This window comes from Clostridium pacaense, from assembly GCF_020709765.2.
In the GTDB taxonomy this organism is placed as follows: Bacteria; Bacillota; Clostridia; order Lachnospirales; family Lachnospiraceae; genus Enterocloster; species Enterocloster hominis.
Window position 1 is genome coordinate 785685 of sequence record NZ_JAJFEB020000001.1, and the last position, 16738, is coordinate 802422.

At 46.4% G+C, this 16738-nt stretch carries 15 protein-coding genes and 2 pseudogenes; 6 read left to right on the top strand and 11 right to left on the bottom strand.

What is annotated here, in order from left to right:
- Positions 1–254: 254 nt before the first annotated feature.
- The 4 genes from LK536_RS33205 (at position 255) to LK536_RS33220 (ending at position 5425) form a co-directional block, all read left to right on the top strand.
- Complete coding sequence (locus tag LK536_RS33205; RefSeq protein WP_227795102.1) at positions 255–1664, top strand: GntR family transcriptional regulator; 1410 nt, start codon at positions 255–257, stop codon at positions 1662–1664.
- A gap of 500 nt (positions 1665–2164) precedes the next feature.
- On the top strand, positions 2165–3433 hold the full coding sequence (locus LK536_RS33210) for an MBOAT family O-acyltransferase (RefSeq protein ID WP_506092070.1): 1269 nt from the start codon (positions 2165–2167) through the stop codon (positions 3431–3433).
- A 15-nt stretch (positions 3434–3448) separates the two neighbouring features.
- On the top strand, positions 3449–4315 hold the full coding sequence (locus tag LK536_RS33215) for a GDSL-type esterase/lipase family protein (RefSeq protein WP_227795104.1): 867 nt from the start codon (positions 3449–3451) through the stop codon (positions 4313–4315).
- A gap of 123 nt (positions 4316–4438) precedes the next feature.
- Positions 4439–5425: a M28 family metallopeptidase gene (locus tag LK536_RS33220; protein WP_227795105.1), complete on the top strand. Its 987-nt coding sequence runs from the start codon at positions 4439–4441 to the stop codon at positions 5423–5425.
- A 136-nt stretch (positions 5426–5561) separates the two neighbouring features.
- On the opposite strand, the gene LK536_RS33225 is transcribed toward LK536_RS33220, so the two are convergent.
- The 3 genes and pseudogenes from LK536_RS33225 to LK536_RS33235 all read right to left on the bottom strand — a co-directional run.
- Entirely contained in the window at positions 5562–6191 is a 630-nt protein-coding gene (locus tag LK536_RS33225) for a hypothetical protein (RefSeq protein WP_227795106.1), read from the bottom strand.
- Positions 6188–6748 carry an RNA polymerase sigma factor gene (locus tag LK536_RS33230; RefSeq protein WP_227795107.1) on the bottom strand — a complete coding sequence of 187 codons (561 nt, stop codon included), beginning with the start codon at positions 6746–6748 and terminating at the stop codon, positions 6188–6190. Before LK536_RS33230 ends, LK536_RS33225 begins: the two co-directional genes overlap by 4 nt.
- A 284-nt stretch (positions 6749–7032) precedes the next feature.
- Positions 7033–7161 (bottom strand): annotated as a pseudogene (locus LK536_RS33235) (DUF6783 domain-containing protein); the annotation flags it as partial.
- Here LK536_RS33235 and LK536_RS33240 point away from each other — a divergent pair.
- Together LK536_RS33240 and LK536_RS33245 are read left to right on the top strand one after the other, a co-directional pair.
- A pseudogene (locus tag LK536_RS33240) lies at positions 7138–7266 on the top strand (DUF6783 domain-containing protein); the annotation flags it as partial. The pseudogenes LK536_RS33235 and LK536_RS33240 sit on opposite strands and share 24 nt — an antisense overlap.
- Before the next feature lie 14 nt (positions 7267–7280).
- Positions 7281–8729 carry a GntR family transcriptional regulator gene (locus LK536_RS33245; RefSeq protein ID WP_227795108.1) on the top strand — a complete coding sequence of 483 codons (1449 nt, stop codon included), beginning with the start codon at positions 7281–7283 and terminating at the stop codon, positions 8727–8729.
- A gap of 198 nt (positions 8730–8927) precedes the next feature.
- Here the strand turns inward: LK536_RS33245 and LK536_RS33250 are convergent, their stop codons facing one another.
- The 8 genes from LK536_RS33250 to LK536_RS33285 form a co-directional block, all read right to left on the bottom strand.
- Complete coding sequence (locus LK536_RS33250) at positions 8928–9695, bottom strand: hypothetical protein (RefSeq protein ID WP_227795109.1); 768 nt, start codon at positions 9693–9695, stop codon at positions 8928–8930.
- Positions 9696–9920: 225 nt separating this feature from the next.
- Positions 9921–10640, bottom strand: coding sequence for an SMI1/KNR4 family protein (locus tag LK536_RS33255; RefSeq protein ID WP_227795110.1), 720 nt, complete (start codon positions 10638–10640; stop codon positions 9921–9923).
- Positions 10641–10789: 149 nt separating this feature from the next.
- Complete coding sequence (locus tag LK536_RS33260) at positions 10790–11482, bottom strand: toxin-antitoxin system YwqK family antitoxin (RefSeq protein ID WP_227795111.1); 693 nt, start codon at positions 11480–11482, stop codon at positions 10790–10792.
- Between the two features lie 45 nt (positions 11483–11527).
- The gene (locus LK536_RS33265; protein WP_227795112.1) at positions 11528–12574 is read right to left on the bottom strand and encodes a hypothetical protein; all 1047 of its coding nucleotides are present in this window, start codon (positions 12572–12574) and stop codon (positions 11528–11530) included.
- A 33-nt stretch (positions 12575–12607) separates the two neighbouring features.
- Positions 12608–14839 (bottom strand): DUF3592 domain-containing protein, encoded by a 2232-nt coding sequence (locus LK536_RS33270; RefSeq protein WP_227795113.1) that lies wholly within the window; start codon positions 14837–14839, stop codon positions 12608–12610.
- Positions 14840–14848: 9 nt separating this feature from the next.
- Positions 14849–15148: a hypothetical protein gene (locus LK536_RS33275; RefSeq protein WP_227795114.1), complete on the bottom strand. Its 300-nt coding sequence runs from the start codon at positions 15146–15148 to the stop codon at positions 14849–14851.
- A gap of 154 nt (positions 15149–15302) precedes the next feature.
- On the bottom strand, positions 15303–15935 hold the full coding sequence (locus LK536_RS33280) for a TetR/AcrR family transcriptional regulator (RefSeq protein WP_227795115.1): 633 nt from the start codon (positions 15933–15935) through the stop codon (positions 15303–15305).
- 290 nt (positions 15936–16225) lie between these two features.
- Entirely contained in the window at positions 16226–16630 is a 405-nt protein-coding gene (locus tag LK536_RS33285; RefSeq protein WP_227795116.1) for a hypothetical protein, read from the bottom strand.
- Positions 16631–16738 lie beyond the last annotated feature (108 nt).

The window sequence follows — 16738 nt, forward strand, 5'->3', positions numbered from 1 at the left end:
GGCAATGTTTAATCCTATCTTTATACAAACCGGCTAATCACTATATGTTATTAACTATCAAGAAGGATTTTTGAAAATATAAACTTTTTTAGCTTTTTTGTTTCTTTCCATAAAACGGAAAACTGACCCTATCCTTTAGAAAATTCTGTGTGCCATTATAAGTGTAGGTTAAGATTTTATAAGTCTCCAATAGATTTGCATGACCAGGTATGTTATAATTCATCCTATAATCATCGACACAAAGGGGGTATAAGGTGAAACAGGGGAGAGCAAGCCTAATCTACCAGTTTTTCAAGTACCAGATTGAATTTGGATACTTCCAGAAGGGGGACCGCCTGCCTTCTCTCGACATGCTTTGCGGCGTATACCACGCCGCCCTCCAGACGGTGCGCAATGCATATCTGAGGCTGCAGGAGGAAGGCTATATCAGAATCAGTTGGGGGAAGTATACGGTTGTGGAATATGATGCGCCAATGGAGGTGTGCTATCAGAAACTACAGGACTACTACCTGGCCCGCGAAGAGTCAATCCTGTGCCTGAAAGAAAACCTCCATCTGATTATGGAGCCCCTGCTGCACGAGGGCGGCAGGCGTCTCCAGGCGAAAGATATGCTCGTGATTAAAGAGCTGGCGGAAGAGATATCATGGGATTCCCTCTATATCTCGTTCTACTGCTGCCGCCAGATGCTGCTGATGCTCAAAAACCGTCTGCTTCTTGACCTGTTCTATGAGCTGACCCTCTTCCACCAGTTCCCGCACACACTGGCGAAACGGATTCCGCTGCCGGATGCGGAACAGAAACACCGCGCCCTTACCCAGAAACTGATATCGGCCTGTGAGCAGGAGGACAGGGATGGCCTCGAACAGGCGCTCATGCAGATCATCTGTCTGCTCAACGAGGTACTGTGTGAGTTTATCGGGCGTTCAAGGCAGGAGCGGCCCAGACCCGAACCAGTCACGTTCCAGTGGCGCGTCTATCAGGAGCACACTCAAAAATGTTATTCCGTGGCCGCCCACTTAATCGGGCGGGTTTACATCAAGAGCGAATATAAAATCGCTGATATGCTTCCCTCTTACAGGACACTGGCCGACGGCTATGGGGTCTCCTTCAGCACCATCCGGCGGGTCATGGATCTGCTGGGCTGTCTGGGCGTGGTTTCCTCCAGCCAGGGGTTAGGCGCCTGGGTGACGGTCCCAACCCTGGAGGCGGTCCGTCCTGAAAAAAAGCCTGTGCAGAAAATTCTCTCGACGTTCCTGCAGGCATTACAGATTCTATCCATTTCCATGGATTGGCTCTTAGGCCGGTTTTTCCCAGGGGACAGGTGCCGGGTCGAGGCATGCCTGGCGTGTCTGAAGGCGCAGCAGGCCACAAGGGATGGCTTCTGCATTTTTTTGACCGGCGTGGGACTTGTCCTGGACGGAAACGATGGCCGGCCGATGAAGGATATCTGGGATAAATTCTATGAGGCTCTGCTGCTCTGCCTTCCGCTTTTGGAAGCGCAGGCTGACTCCCAGCCGGAACTCATGGCCCGGATAGAACACGATACGGAACTCTTGATTCAAAGCCTGGAACAGGAGGACAACAACGGATTCGCGGATTCCCTAAAAAGGCTTATGGGCCTAGCCGAATCAGCTGCCAGACAGACACTCAGCCATATTCCATGAAGCGGGGTTCTGACTATTGGGCTCCGAAAATCAATTGTTGCGATTGTAAAAGATTGTAAAATGCCGTTCTGCTTGTTTTTTTTGGCCTGTTTATCCTATACTTATCTCACTAATAGACAGGAAGCTTCCCATGGATTCAAAATTTCCGGAGGGATTACGGTAAAAATATATCCAATCCTCGCCCGCTGTTTGCCTGCCCGCATTCAGCGGGCTTTTTTTCGGCAGTCCGTCAATCGGAGAACTTTCCTGCCAGCATAGAAATACATTTTTTATAATTTTAAAAATTTGCAACCTTTTACCTGTGTAAAACGTCTAACTAATATAAAATCAAACAAAGGATATATATACTTATGGTATTCAGCAGCTTAACATTTATCTTCGTATTCCTTCCTATATTTTTTCTTATCTATTTTGCAAGTCCTTACTGCCTGAAAAATACATGCCTGCTGGCGGGCAGTCTTTTCTTTTATTCTTATGGAGTTATGGATCATCCGGCCTATATGGGCCTTTTTGTTTTGTCACTTCTGGTCAACTACAGGCTGGGGGCGCTGATCGGCCGCAGGAGAAGGGGACCTGTCCGTACCTATTGGCTGGCATGTGGGATTGTGTATAATCTGTCATGGCTGTTTTTGTTCAAATACTCCGCTTTCTTTGCCGCTAATATCAATGGGTTGCTGGATTATGCCGGAGTCCATGTTTCACTTCCGGTAAACGAATGGCAGCTTCCAGTCGGAATCAGCTTTTATACCTTCCAGGCCATTTCCTATCTGGCGGATGTCTACAGGAAGGATGCTCCCTACGAGAAATCATGGATTAACTTCGGGATGTACATCTCCATGTTTCCCCAATTAATTGCGGGACCTATCGTAACCTATACCTCCATCCGCGGCCAGCTTACCGGACGCCGGCACAATTTTAAGAATATCGAGGATGGCCTGCGGGAGTTTACCCTTGGTCTGGGATTTAAGGTGCTCCTGGCAAACAGGCTGGGCGGGCTGTGGAGTGAGGTCGGAGGGATCGGATTTGAAAGTATTTCCACACCGCTGGCCTGGATGGGGATTACCGCGTTCAGCCTGCAGATTTACTTTGATTTTTATGGATATTCGCTGATGGCAAAAGGATTGGGGAAAATGATGGGGTTTCGCCTTCCCGATAATTTCAATGACCCCTATATGGCATTGTCCATGACGGAGTTCTGGAGACGGTGGCACATCACCCTGGGCAGCTGGTTCAGGGAATATATTTATATTCCCTTGGGCGGGAACCGCCATGGCGTGGTCCGGACCTGCCGCAACATGCTCATTGTATGGCTTTTAACCGGTTTCTGGCATGGAGCCAGCTGGAACTTTATATTATGGGGACTCCTGCTGTTTGTTATCATATCCATCGAAAAGCTTGGTCTGCTCCGGCTGCTGGAAGGGGCGCCGCTCATTGGGCATTTATATATGATACTGGTCATTCCCACCAGCTGGCTGCTTTTTGCTGTTACCGACCTAAACCAGATGGTGGTTTACTTAAAGCGCCTCTTCCCATTCCTGACACCATCAGGAACCTTTACATATTTTGCGGGTGATTATCTGAAATATGGGACACTTTATGCCCTTTCCCTAGTTATGGGGCTTATTTTTATGACCGGATTTCCGATGAAGCTATATAAAAAACATGAGTACAATATTGTCACGGCGCTGCTTCTGCTTCTTGTTTTCTGGGCCAGCGTATACTGCATGAAAATAGGGATGGATGATCCGTTCCTTTATTTTCGGTTTTAGAAGGAGATTTCGGGTATGAAACGTTACAGCTATAGTATTTTTCTGTTTCTCAGCATTGTAATTATGGCCCTGACATACTTTCTTCCGGGCAGGGCTGAACAGAATCCGAACCAGACGGAACGCCTGCAGGTATATCCGGAGAACGATAACCAGGAAGCAGAATCACCTGCAGCACCCACGGTGGCCAGGCAGGATTCGTATGAAGGTTGGGAAGCGTCATCCGAAGAGGCGGCTCCCATGCCGGAGGAAACAGGAAATGAGGGAACAGTCTCCATGCCGGAGGAAACAAACGATGATGGGACGGCTGCATGGCCTGAGGCGGCAGATGATTTTTCAGGGACCTTATTTATTGGGGATTCAAGGACGGCCGGGCTTTCTGAATACGGGGATTTTGGCGAGGCCGAAGTATTTGCAAATTCGGGGATGAGCGTCTTTAATCTTTTTGATGAGAAGGTAAAACTGAGAAACGGAACAAAGACAGGGTTGGAAGAGCTTCTTTCCAGCCAAAGCTATCAAAATATCTATATCATGCTGGGGATTAATGAGCTGGGCTATGATTTTTCATCCATTGTAACAAAATATCAGAGTATGGTGGAGAAGATAAAGGAACTGCAGCCTTCGGCGGTCATCATTTTGGAAGCCAATCTGCATGTAACAAGCGGAAAATCCTCCCAGAGTTCCCTATATAATAATGAAAAAATCAACCTGCTGAATTCGGAAATCGCAAACATCGCGGCAGCTACCGGGAGCTATTATATTGATGTCAATGGCATCTTTGATGATGCCTCCGGAAACCTTGCGGCGGAATACTCATCAGACGGTTCCCATGTCCTTGGGAAATACTATTCTGTCTGGGTGGAATGGATACGGGGAGGCCAGTAAGTCTGCCTGCCCCGGCAAATATCCCATCGTACAGGAACGGTTCAGGCTTTTATAAGGAATGGTATATATTCTCAGAACACAGCCATAATAATTATGGCTTAACTTATTTCAAGGGAGGTTCTGATGAAGAAGGCAGTCAAACGGGTTCTTATAACGATATCCATGATACTATGTATCGGTTTTATCGGCTATCAGGGCATTTATTCCAGGGTCTATAATCAGTCCAATACAAAAAGGGATACCGGGATAGGAACGGATGTCGAGCAGCTCACCGCGGAAAAAATCATCCGGGATATGGCTGGTTTTTCTAACCGCTATGCAGGTTCAAAGGATAATTCCAGCGCGGTTCAATATATCCGGAATTACTTCAATGGAATCGGATTGGAGCCATTTTATGACGGGAACTATTATCAGAGCTTTGAAAGCGATTATTTAAAATGCTCCCGCTATTTTCTGGTGAATGTCCAGGGGACCATAGAAAATGTCATTGGAAAAATAAAGGGGAAAAACAGCACAAAGGCCGTGGTCATCTCTGCCCATATGGATTCCTTCCTGAGTAAGGGGGTGCTGGACAACGCTTCAGGGACCGCAGTGCTTTTAAAAACAGCCCAGAAGCTTTCACAGGAATTTCAGCCGGAAGAATATCCGATTGATATCATATTCGCCGCTTATAACGCGGAAGAAAACGGTCTGATAGGAAGCCGCGCATTTTATCAAGAACTCTCAAACAAGTACCGTGATTTTTATAATATCAACCTGGACTGCGTGGGTGCCAGGGACAAACCGCTTGCGGTGAAAAATGAGCATGAAACCTCAGCGGAACTGTACAGGGAATTCATACCCTATTTGGATCAATATGGAATACCATATAAAAACGTAATGTATGCGGCCAATCCGGATGGCGAGGTGACTGGGACCAGCGACCATGAGATATTTCAGGAACACGGACATACGGCTATTATTCTGGGGGAGGATGATATTATTGATATCGTTCATTCAAAACAGGATAATAACATGGAAAATCTGGATTTTGACGAGATTGACAGACTGATTTCTGCTGTCGTTGAGTTTATCAAATCATCGGACGGAAAGATTTTTCCCCCACAATAGCCCAAACAGCCATACGATAGCTTCTGCTTTAAATCATACTCCTATAAGCATCATACAGTTAGATTCAGAGACAGGCAGCCCGCAAAGAGCTGCCTGTCTCATATACTCATTGAAACATATTTTTCTACAATCACCATTACTGGAATTCCGGAGCGAGGCTTTGTTCTGCATCAACGGGGGTACCATCACCATTGGTGGCAAAAGAAAACGAATAGCCAAACGAGGGACTGGCCTCAAAATCCTCAAGCTGCTCTTTTGTAAAATATCCAGCTAAATAATGCAGGTCAGCCTTTTCCCATTCACCCTGGTAGGTCCAGGCGGTGGCGTAACCGGCCTTATAACCACAGCCCTTTAGCCGGTTCAGCTCCTCCTGGGCCGCATCACTTCCAGACTCCAGAGGCGCCTTATCCTGAAAGAGATTGATTGCGACAAAATAAAGTGTATTATTTTTTGTTCCTTCATCCAGGGCAGACCGTACATCTGTCTGAAAAATTGTTTTCCCATTTTCCGGCGCAGCGTACATCCCTGATACCAGCCCGGAGTCGCCGCTGGAAATAATCGTTGGGCTGCCGCCCCCTGTCAGTGAGTTTTTAAAGGTAACTCCTCCCACCGCCAGCAGACACACACAGGCGGCCGCGGCCCCCCATTTCAGCCAAAGTATATTCCGTGCAGGTTTCTCTTTATGGTTCTCACAGCGCTCCAACAGTTCCTCATCGGCATGGCCGATTGCCTCAAAAATCCGTTCACTCTTCCTATTGTCATTCATAATAAAATCCCTTCCTTTTCCAGATATTGTTTCAGTTTGGCCCGGCTCCGGAACAAACTGGCCTTCACGTTGTTTTCTGCCATTGAAAATTGACCGGCAATCATTTTTATGGGATTGCCATACCAGTATCGGGACAAGAAAATACTGCTCTCCCGCTCGGGAAGTGAGTGGAGGAACCGGTTGATCCCCTCTTCCAGCTCCTTGTCAAGAACCGCCTGTTCCGTATTGTTCCCAGAAGGAACGCACTCATCCAGTTCCTCTAAAACCAGCATGATTTCTCCTCCTCCGCGCTTTCCCGCCCGGTTCGACTTATACTTATCGAATGCCAGGTTGCGTGTAATCCTGCCCAGGAACAGGGAAAGCCTGTTCGGTCGCTGCGGCGGGATTGCATTCCATGCATGCAGCCATGTATCGTTGACACATTCATCGGAATCCTCGCGGCTGCCTAGAATGTGCTGGGCAATGGACCGGCAGTATCTGCCGTACTGTTTTTCGGACGCAGAAACCGCCGTTTCCTCCCGCTCCCAATATAACTTGACAATTTCTTCATCCGTCAAATTCTTATACCTCCTGTTTGATTTAATTGCTTTTAAAAGGCCCTTCACCTATATAGACGGGAAAACTTAGAAAAGGTTATTTTAATTTATAATTATTTTACACCATTTCTCAAAAAAGATATGGTACAAAAAGCTTTGATGTTTCTTAATCTGTAATGGAATACCACTTAAACCTTCAGATATTATGGGAGCGGGGCAAGTTCTGCATGAGTATGGAGATATCAAGCCGCTCACTTCGTGTGTAACCTTTTTGCATCTGAATACCAATCAGGTGCACGCGATTTTCAACAATGATTCAAGAAAATAGTAGTATCCATATTAGAGCGTGTTTGAAAATTCATTCCCGCCGTCTGCACGCCCCACTTCGCGGTATATTTGGCCCCGATTCAGTCAGCGTAGCCCGCTACGCCTCCATCATCGGGACCAAATCTCCCACAAAGTGGGACGCACAGCCGACGGAAAGCAATTTTCAAACACGCTCTAGTGTAAAGGTGATAAAATTAAAACGTTGGCTTTAGGAGGAAATGAAACTTTGGATAAAATAAATTTATACAATATTGCTTATAAACATCTAATTAACTGTATTCATTTTGGCTTGTACCCCACTGGCTCAAACCTTCCTACAATACCTGAATTATGCAAAACCTTTAATGTTTCAAAAGCCACAATCCACGGTGCTCTAAGACTTCTAAAGGAAGAAAATTATATCTCCCTGAGCCAGGGACGCAGCGCAATTGTAACTTATAATGTGAATAAGGAGGAGTGCCGGACAAAGTACAGGGCTTACAGTTATGCCACAAAAGATGCTCTCCTGGACCTATGTGATACGATGCTGCTGATTTGGCCGGAGGCTATGCTGCTGGGACTTAAATTGTGCAGTGATGATGATTTGGAAAAGCTCGATGAGATTTTGGGGCGGATGTCGCCCGATAACGAATATCCATTCTTTGAATTTTTCTTTTATATCCTGAAGGTCCTGGAAAATCCTTTATTCATCAACTTATATTTAAGCACCTGTTTTTTTGGACATCCTACAATCATGATCTTAAGGGATGAATCGTATATCCATGATTGTATGGCCTATTTTAAAAAAACATCCTCACAGATACTTTCTCTATGTAAGGAATCGGATTACGGGAAGATAAAAGAACTGCTGCTTCTCCTGTATCAGAAACAGATGGAAGGGGTACACCTGTATTACGAATCTCTGCCCCAGCCTAACTGTCCAGTAGACCCCATCCCATATGAATGGAATTATTTTTCGGAACGGCCGCTGGTCAGTTTTAATTTGGCAATGGAATTCCTCTGGAAAATCTATTTCTCGTACAGAAACCAGGGATTCCTCCCATCATTTGCTTCCCTGGCGAAACAATATTCCGTGCCATTAATAACAGTCCGCCGCGCTGTGAAAGTTCTCGGCGACATTGGAATCGTAGAGACCGTCCCCGGAAGAGGAATACGTATACTTGCAGGTTTGGATAGTCAGGTGTCAATATCCAAGTTCACCACCCCCAATCTCAAAAAAGCCCTGATACAATATCTGCAGAGCGCACAGATTATTCTGGTAATCTGTAAAGATGTAACCTATTCTGTTTTTCCTGCGCTCGGGGACTGTTCGATTCAAAACACAATATCGTGGCTGCAAAATATACATGATTCCAAAGATTACTACATGACATTCGGTATCTGTTTCAGCCTGCTGAGCGAAAAAGCGCAATCACCCGCTTTAAGACAGATCCTGGTTGGACTGATGCACTTTCAATATCTAGGTTATCCACTTAGTGATATAAAGCCTTATGATTACAGGTTTGATTCCCAATCAACCTTAAACCTGCTGAAAAGCCTGGAAGAAAAAGATATGGATTTGTTTGTGCAGGAACTGATGCTCCTCGCCATGGAAGTTTTTAAGGTTGGAAAGGAAAAACTCATTGCTGGTGGCATCCATGAAGCCGAAGCCATTGCGCTACCGCCCCTCAGATGAAGGACCAGCCTTAGTTGTGCTGATATTAATATACCATGTGGCCTCTGGGTCTATAGGTGGCAGGAATGTTTTTAAGTACACTCCTGTCAGATAAGATTAAAACCTGGCTGTCTCAGCAAACCGTGAATAAGTCTCCATCGCCGTGGGGCAGGGCCTTCCAGTCCCGGAAGGTAGGTTGTTGAACACAGGCGGCACTACTTATTCAGAATCGTGTTTCGGTGGAACTTCACTTAATGCAGTTATTTTAAAAGCATTATTTTCCAGGTTGAAATATATAGAAATCAATCGGTTGCAATCATCAAAATGTTTCGTAATCTCGTAGTCAGTCGCAATCCCAAACTCCGGATAATCCCTATAGTTGGATGGGGCATGTGTCCAGCCATCACTCACGGTATAGGCCGCAAGTAAAGATTCCGGTGTTATACTGTTTAATTCCATGTTATTCAACTGGATACTTGTATGAGCTTCGTCATAAAAAACAGTTATAGCGTCAACAATCCCATCCTCAATCTTCTGGCAGCTGTCATCCGTCTCCGGGTCTGATTGATTTGCGATTGTGACTTCCAGAAGCACCCCGTCTTTTTCTAAAAGCCGGATGATTGAACCGCCTGCACGGATTCCTTTGCCATCCTCAGATAATGACAGGTCAGCACGCATTTTATAATAATCCTCACTGACCATTGGCTGCAGAAAATATGGTGTCTGACTGCTGACGCTCCAGCCATCATCAAGGAACTGCTTCAGGGCGCTTGGGATGGGGTAATATATATTGTTAATGGTAAGTCCAAAGTCAATTACGTCCTGCGGCATTTCATATTCACCCTCTTTTCCTTCTGTTTCACTTGTGCTTGTGGCTGTTATTTCCGTAATTGGCGCAGCCTGGACCTGGTTACTGCTTCTATTGCTGCATGAAACCATTGGTATAGATAGACAAATACATATCGCAAACACTAAAAGTTTTTTCATGTGTCTCCTGCTCCTTTCGTAAAATACAAACGATTGCTTTTACTACCCGCATGTCAGCCTTAGCTGTACAGTCTAATATACCGGGATTCGTTCCTGGGCATACCAATGGCAGGAATGACCTTTTTAAGTACACTTCTGCCGGATAAGGATTAAAAACTCCTGGCTGTCCTCAGCAAGCCGCGAATGTGGTTCCATATCCTCTGCCCGCAAAAAGGCCTGTTCCGCCTAGTGCAGGCACCTCATGCGCTGACGCCTGCTGCACGCCTTTTCAATCGCAAAAAAGCAGAGCGCCTGTCCAAGATGATAGTGATATAAAGGGTTATAACTAAGCCGTTCCCGTTGTTCCTCCAAAACGGAAACGGCCTTTTTATAAAATCCAACCTTGATGTACGCATCGGCGAGGTGCAGCTCCACTTCATCGGTGCGGTCTTCCGGCGGGCCTTCTTTTAACTCTATTTCCGGCTGTTCACCGATAAAGTCCTCTTCCGGGATTAACCCGCATATAAATTTCTCAAAGGAATCAGCCAGAGGCGTGATATGGAAGTGCCAGTCTGAATCCACATAGACAACCTTTGGCTCTCCGGTTGGCCCACATTCCCGGTAATCGAGGAAAATATCCGCTTCACTTGCCACCGGCTCTGCAATCATCAGGCCAATGGATGGATACTTGCGGAACTGGGTGACAAAAGATGTGCTCCAGACGGATATTGCACTTCCATACTCTGGATGGTCTACCTTGGCGGCAACCTCTTTTCCTGTGCCGAGAATCGCCCCAACGGCGATATGGTCGATGGCCCAGCCGGTTGGTTCCCCTGTTGGGAATACGTGCCGATGTATTGCACCTCCGTTGTGCTGACGCATCAGCCAAAGATAGGAAGCAGGCAGCTGATACCCCAGCGTTGTTTTCAGTTCTGATATTTCTTCTGCTGTTGGTGGATTGCACATATATAGAAACCGGGAATTATTGCTGTCATCCCATAATTTTGAAACATCCTTTCCTGCAAAATACGATGGAATTCCATCCTTTCTCCAAATGTTTCATACTTTAAATAATCCCCAATCCGACTCCCGGACCACCGTTACTCCATGACCAGTCAGGACAGCGTGATCGAAAATCCATATCCCTGCTGTAAAAGGCCCGCGTATTCCAGGGTGTCGTGATAATCCTCACGGAATTGCCGGACACTGTCCGCGACAAGCCTGCTAAGGTCAAATCCAATTTTCTCCCGTGAACAGCCGGAACATATAATAATGGGGTCACTCCAGGGAGAACGGTTCACTGAAACCCGCAGGGCATAGTCCCCGTTTTGAAGTTCTGTATCCGCCTGTTCAGGGGTCCGGTGCTGGATGATTGGCACAAAATGATTTTGTCTGTCCTGCTCATAGTTAAATCCTTCCGACCATGCCGTTTCCGTCATTAAAAGGCCGAGGGAGGAGCGGATTGCTACTCGGAAACAAACCTCCCATGGTACCAGAAAATCAGCCACCACTGGAGGGATGTATTCTGCTGCTTCCTCAAAATACATAGCGTCAACAGGAGTACCGTCCCCTTTGTATCTCTGTACTTTTCCAAAAACTTTTCCTTCTTTCAGGGTTGTTTCTATCTGCGGGTTTCCCGCCTCATAGTACATTGTATAGGGACCATTGGGGATGCCGTGCTCATAGTTCATGTCAATCTGAAGCTGCCCATTCTCATAATACTGCCTTGCCGCTCCATGGAGCGTTCCGTTCCTCTCGTTCAGTTCCATTTTCAAGGCGCCGCTGGGATAAAATTTCCTTCTGAGCATCTGTGCCTCACTTTCTCTGCTTTTATCAAAGGCCGGCAGACTGCTTTACTTCCCTTTATCTGTCTGTTTCATTCCCGCCAGCATGGAAAAGGAGCGGTAAGCCCGTCTGACAAATTCTTCCGGCAGTTCTTCCGGCGCGCACCGCCTGCTTTCAGGAATGTAATCAGAAAGATAAAGATAATGAAAACGATAAAAATACACGCCCTGCACTTCTGCCGTTGTATCATAATACTCTGGTCCCTTATTCAGAGGCGTAAAACAGATGGCCGCGCCACATCCGCTCTTTTTATCCGCCAGATGAAATGACATGATGTAATGAGGATTTTCCTCGTTCCCCTTATAGAGCTTTTGCCTGCCAGCGGAACGTATTACATGGTCCTGCTGCAATGTGATATTCTGAAAAACAGCAAAATCGGGATAATCTGCCGTTTTATTGGAACCTTCTGTCTCCGTTGGTCGCTGTTCCAGCTTTTCCTGTACTTTTTCACAATATTTGCACAGCCGCTTGCTTTTATGCTTTTTCTCTAAAAATGTCCGGTCAGCATATTCCATAAAGCAGTACATGAAGTCAATCCACTCAAAGTGACGATAGATCTGATAGGAAGTGTGGTAAAATGGGAATAACTGCTCGTAGTCTTTTCCCTCCAACAACTGTAGGGCGGTATCCCAATCCTCTTTTGCGGCCTCTGCCGCCACATCCGGCGACAGCCTTAACTGTGTGGCGGCAACGCGGCTGTGGATGTAGGCCGCCATAATATCCCTGGCAGTCCAGCCGCATTCTTTCATTTTATGGACGCTTTCTGTATGGGACATTCCCAAAAGCTGTTCACAGGTGTTTACAAACCGGATCAGCTTCTGATACTTGTATTCTATATCGGTAATGGTGGGATAGATGGTATTCCAGTAGCGTTTCACACTCGCGCTTACATCATACAAAGCATCCACACTGTCCAGGATTTCTGCGCATTTTTCAAGGATGTTGTCGTTACGGATTTCACAGAACCGTTTAATCTTCGGCTCTATTTCGGCTGCAGCGTCGGTGACGTCTTCGCCTCTTTTTATTGCTTCACAAATTCCTGTTACATCAATCATTTTATCCTCCTTACGTCCTGCTGTATATTGCTTCTATGGTTCAAGATTAAGATCATGCCAGCCGGAACTGCTGTCAAAATAGCTGTCCAAATCGTTCTCAGGAAAACCATCGCTTTCACTGACCACCCGGATCAGTATATCAAAGGGTTCGGAATCCGGCTCGTTCCAGCACAACACCTGTAAAATTTCCGGAATCAGCGTTTCCGCGTCAATATCCTCGTTCTCGAATCCCTGCAGAAGATAGCGGGACGTATCACGCCTGGTATGGCAAATGTCAATCCGTAAGATTTTGTTTTCCGCCAGTTCCAGTTCGCTTATAATATTCCCAGCGCCATCAGAACCCTGCTCATAAAACTTAGAAATGACTTCATCCCCGGTCTGAATGGAAAATTCGGCTGGGTAGTCGGTTTCCGGATCCACCCACATCCGAAAAGCCGCCTGGAGCGCGTCTGTGATGGCATAGGATACAGGGATACTGTCGCCATCCGGTATCTCTGTTATGGTGATTCCATCGTCATCCGACGGATCACCGTAAGAATCACCGCCGTCCGGCTGGTTCTGGTACATATCCATCGGGTTCCCATTTTCGTCATACATTTTTGTGTCGCTGCTGTAAGAGCCGTTTTCCAAAGCCCCGTCAATGCCGATCTGCCCATCCGGGTAATAGGATTTATAAGGTCCGCTTGGTATGCCGTCTGCATAACTCATGTCAATCTGAAGCTGGCCGTTCTCATAATACTGTCTGGCAGGACCGTTAAGTATGCCGTTTTGATAGGTCTGCTCCATTGCGATAGTCCCGGAATCCGGATAATACTGCGTCCATGTCCCATCCAGTTGCCCATTGTTATAGCTGCCTTCGACCGTGATGCCTCCGGTTTCAGAATCAAACTGCTGTGTCAGTCCATGCCGCTCCCCATTTTCAAAATTTGCATAGTCAACCAAAATACCGGAAGGCGTATAGAGCAGGAACAGTCCGTTCTGTTTTCCATCTTTCCAATGACCGGTTTCTTTCACAATCCCATCGTAATAGACCACATCAAGGCCATCAAGCTGGCCGTTTTTATAGGAATACACAGACAGGCTCTGGTCCGTATGGGACTGCATCCTTCCGGAGAATGGCTTCCCATCATCACGGCGCACCATCACGCCATCGGAATCGACGCAGGTTTCCTCATCTGCGGCCGGAAAGTAACGGTACAGGGTATAAAGATTCTGATATACCAGAAGGCCAAGCGCCAGCAGCAGAAGTACAGCTTTGGAGCCAATGGAGACAATCCATCCCGTGGAACCCATGGAGGCAAAAAGCCCTTTGCTCATAACCGCAATTACAATAAAAATAAGCAGACCGAATCCGATTGCCGCAATTCCTTTTATAAGCTGGGCATTGGAACTGGCATCCGTGATCTGTGCCGGGGCTTCTGGATTATAGTAAATTTCAACTTCATCGCCGACAGGATAGCGGTCTTCCGATTCTCCTTTTGCATATAAGCGGGACTGGACCTCTCTGCCGCTTTCCGTAGTGAAATTTACAACTTCAAAATAGGAATAAGAAGCCGGTTCCCTGACACTCCCGTTTTTCCCCGGGCGCATCTCACAGGCAATCCGGGTGACCTCCGCGGTGGTTCTAATTCCGTTTGCCCGAAGATTTACAGCGCTATATGTAACCCCCGCCCCATACAATAAAATATAAAGTGAGAACCATGTAAACAGGAGGGAACCTACGAAAAATAAAGCTGTCATTTTTTTACTCCGTTTCTTTTTGGATTGGGCTTCCAACTCATTAGCAGCTTTGTCCAGGTCCGGATTGGCTGGGGACTGCTCAGGAACTGCCTCCATGATTTCAGCCGCCAGTTCCCCAATATGCTGCTGCCAATCCCTCAGTGTCCCTTCCTTCTCCCACTGTGCAGTCAGCACTCTGGTCCGGTTATTGATTATACCGGACCCAAGGTCTGTGAGAACGGACATCATTTCCTGTTTGGACGCTTCATCCATCGTGAAGGAGCGTACCCTTCTCAGGGACTCCGGTACATCTGCCATCTGGCCGTACCGTTTAAATTCCGAGTACAGCTCCGCCAGGATCAGATAGGTACTGTCAAAATAATCTGCGTTTTGGGGATCGTCATCAATAAATGAAATATCCCGGCAGAGTGCAAAAAGGTCCTGCAAGGTCCAGAATGGATTTTTTTGCGCCTCCATTTCCAGCGCTTCCATCAGCATCCGGACGCTGTCGTTTTGTGTCTGCTTGTAGTGCTTGTAGTACATCATAGAATCACCTCACATTTTATCATTGATCCGCTTTGCAACAATCCATTCACGTCTGATCCAGTGGCCATCCTCATATTCTTCATAGAACCACTCAAAGCCTTCTGTCTGACGCGCAGAAAAGCGAAACCGCGAATCAGGAATCGACGGATATAGGAATGTCAAATCATCTGATTGGTTTTGATCCTGCACCACCGAACCTAATGAACCATTTTGAAACAGCATAGTTCCAACCCAGCCCATGACGGGCAGGAGCGTAAACAGCACGGTACCCTCATCCACCGGGAGAGGAAGCGTTGTATCACGTTCCATACCCGGGCAGCACCACTGTGACAGAATTCCCGTTACCCCCTCAGAGGTATGTTTTGAAAAATGCCAGGTACCAGTCCTGCCATCAGGCACGGACTGGCTGTGCCACTTAATTTCCCAAAGGCCAAGTAAGTGTTCCAACAGATAACCTCCCTTCCTAATATAAAGCGTTTGTAACCTCCGTATTCTTTGCCTGCTCCATCTTATCAATCAGGGAATCGATTTGAAATTCCACCATATCTCCTGCAGTTTCAGGAAAAAGAAACGGCATGGTATCTGGTATTGCCTTGTGGACCATGATCATGGTCAGGATCATATTCCCAAACAGTCTGGGATCCATGGCACTAACAGGAACGCCAAAGATCTTCATGAGACTGCTGAATAAAGCCATTTGGTTTTGCTGGAATACCTGAAAGTTTTCCGGATTCAGACAGTGATAGACTTCCTGTGCCTCTTCTATGGAAAGGACAGCGATTCCGCTTCTGTTTCCATAGCAGCAGTTTTTCAGGAACTCCCCAACACCTTCGCGCCAGCTGAGTCCGGGATGATCCATCAGCATTTGGGCATACTGCAGAAGTTTGGGCTGCTGGTACTGCAGGGCGTACAGCACCAGTTCTTCCTTGGAGGAAAAGAAGCTGTAAAAATAGGATTTTGAGATGCCTACTCTTCTGCATATGAATTCTATGCTGCTGTGGATGAGCCCTCTCTCATTAATGCACTGAAGCATGGTAACAAGAAGGGCTTCTTTGATTCGTTTCCGTTCCTGTTCGGAATATGCTTTTCTGGACATACCTCTCCTCTTCCTCTGCACTTAAAATACGAAAATAGATAATGGTATTTATATAATAAACCCAAAACGACATCCATACAACAGTGTTTTTATAAATACTTCAGGAATTTTTCCGTTTTCAGCCTACTTTTGCTTATACTGCTTAACCGCTTTTACTTTTCTGGACATGACAATACCCCCAGGCAGGTTTTTAATTTCAGCGTCCTGCCTGAGGGTATCATAGCACCCAGTAACTGCTCCTTATAACGATGGGCAGACCACCCATCTGTTATGGAACATGATTGACTTCATTATTTCTTTGTGACAGAAATTATGGTTCCTGTAAATGCCTCAGTCTCGTCTAACACACCTGTATATACAACAGTTACGGTATCCCCCTCTTTTACGGAAGATAAACCTTCTGGTGCCTGACCCTCAAACCCAATCGCATATGCGGTATCATTTTCATCTGTGATGACAAACATGGATTCCTTGATCTCACTGATGGTTCCCGTTATAGAGGACCCTGTCTCATCCGACATTTTTTCGGTTTCCACAGTTGTCTCCGGTACAGTAGTCTCCACTTCGGCCTTGGCTGCGGAAGTGCTGACTGCCTGGGTTGGAGCCGCAGATGATGTTGTTCCACCCTGTGCGGAACAGCCGGTAGCCAGAATTAATGTGATGAATGCTGCAGCTAATACATTTCTTTTTTTCATGATTAAAATCCTCCATTTTTATTATTTCATCTTATTAGACGTAGTACATCTGGATAAAGTTGCATCATTTTTAAATTTTTTTATTTTTTTCTGTGGTATTTTGCAGGC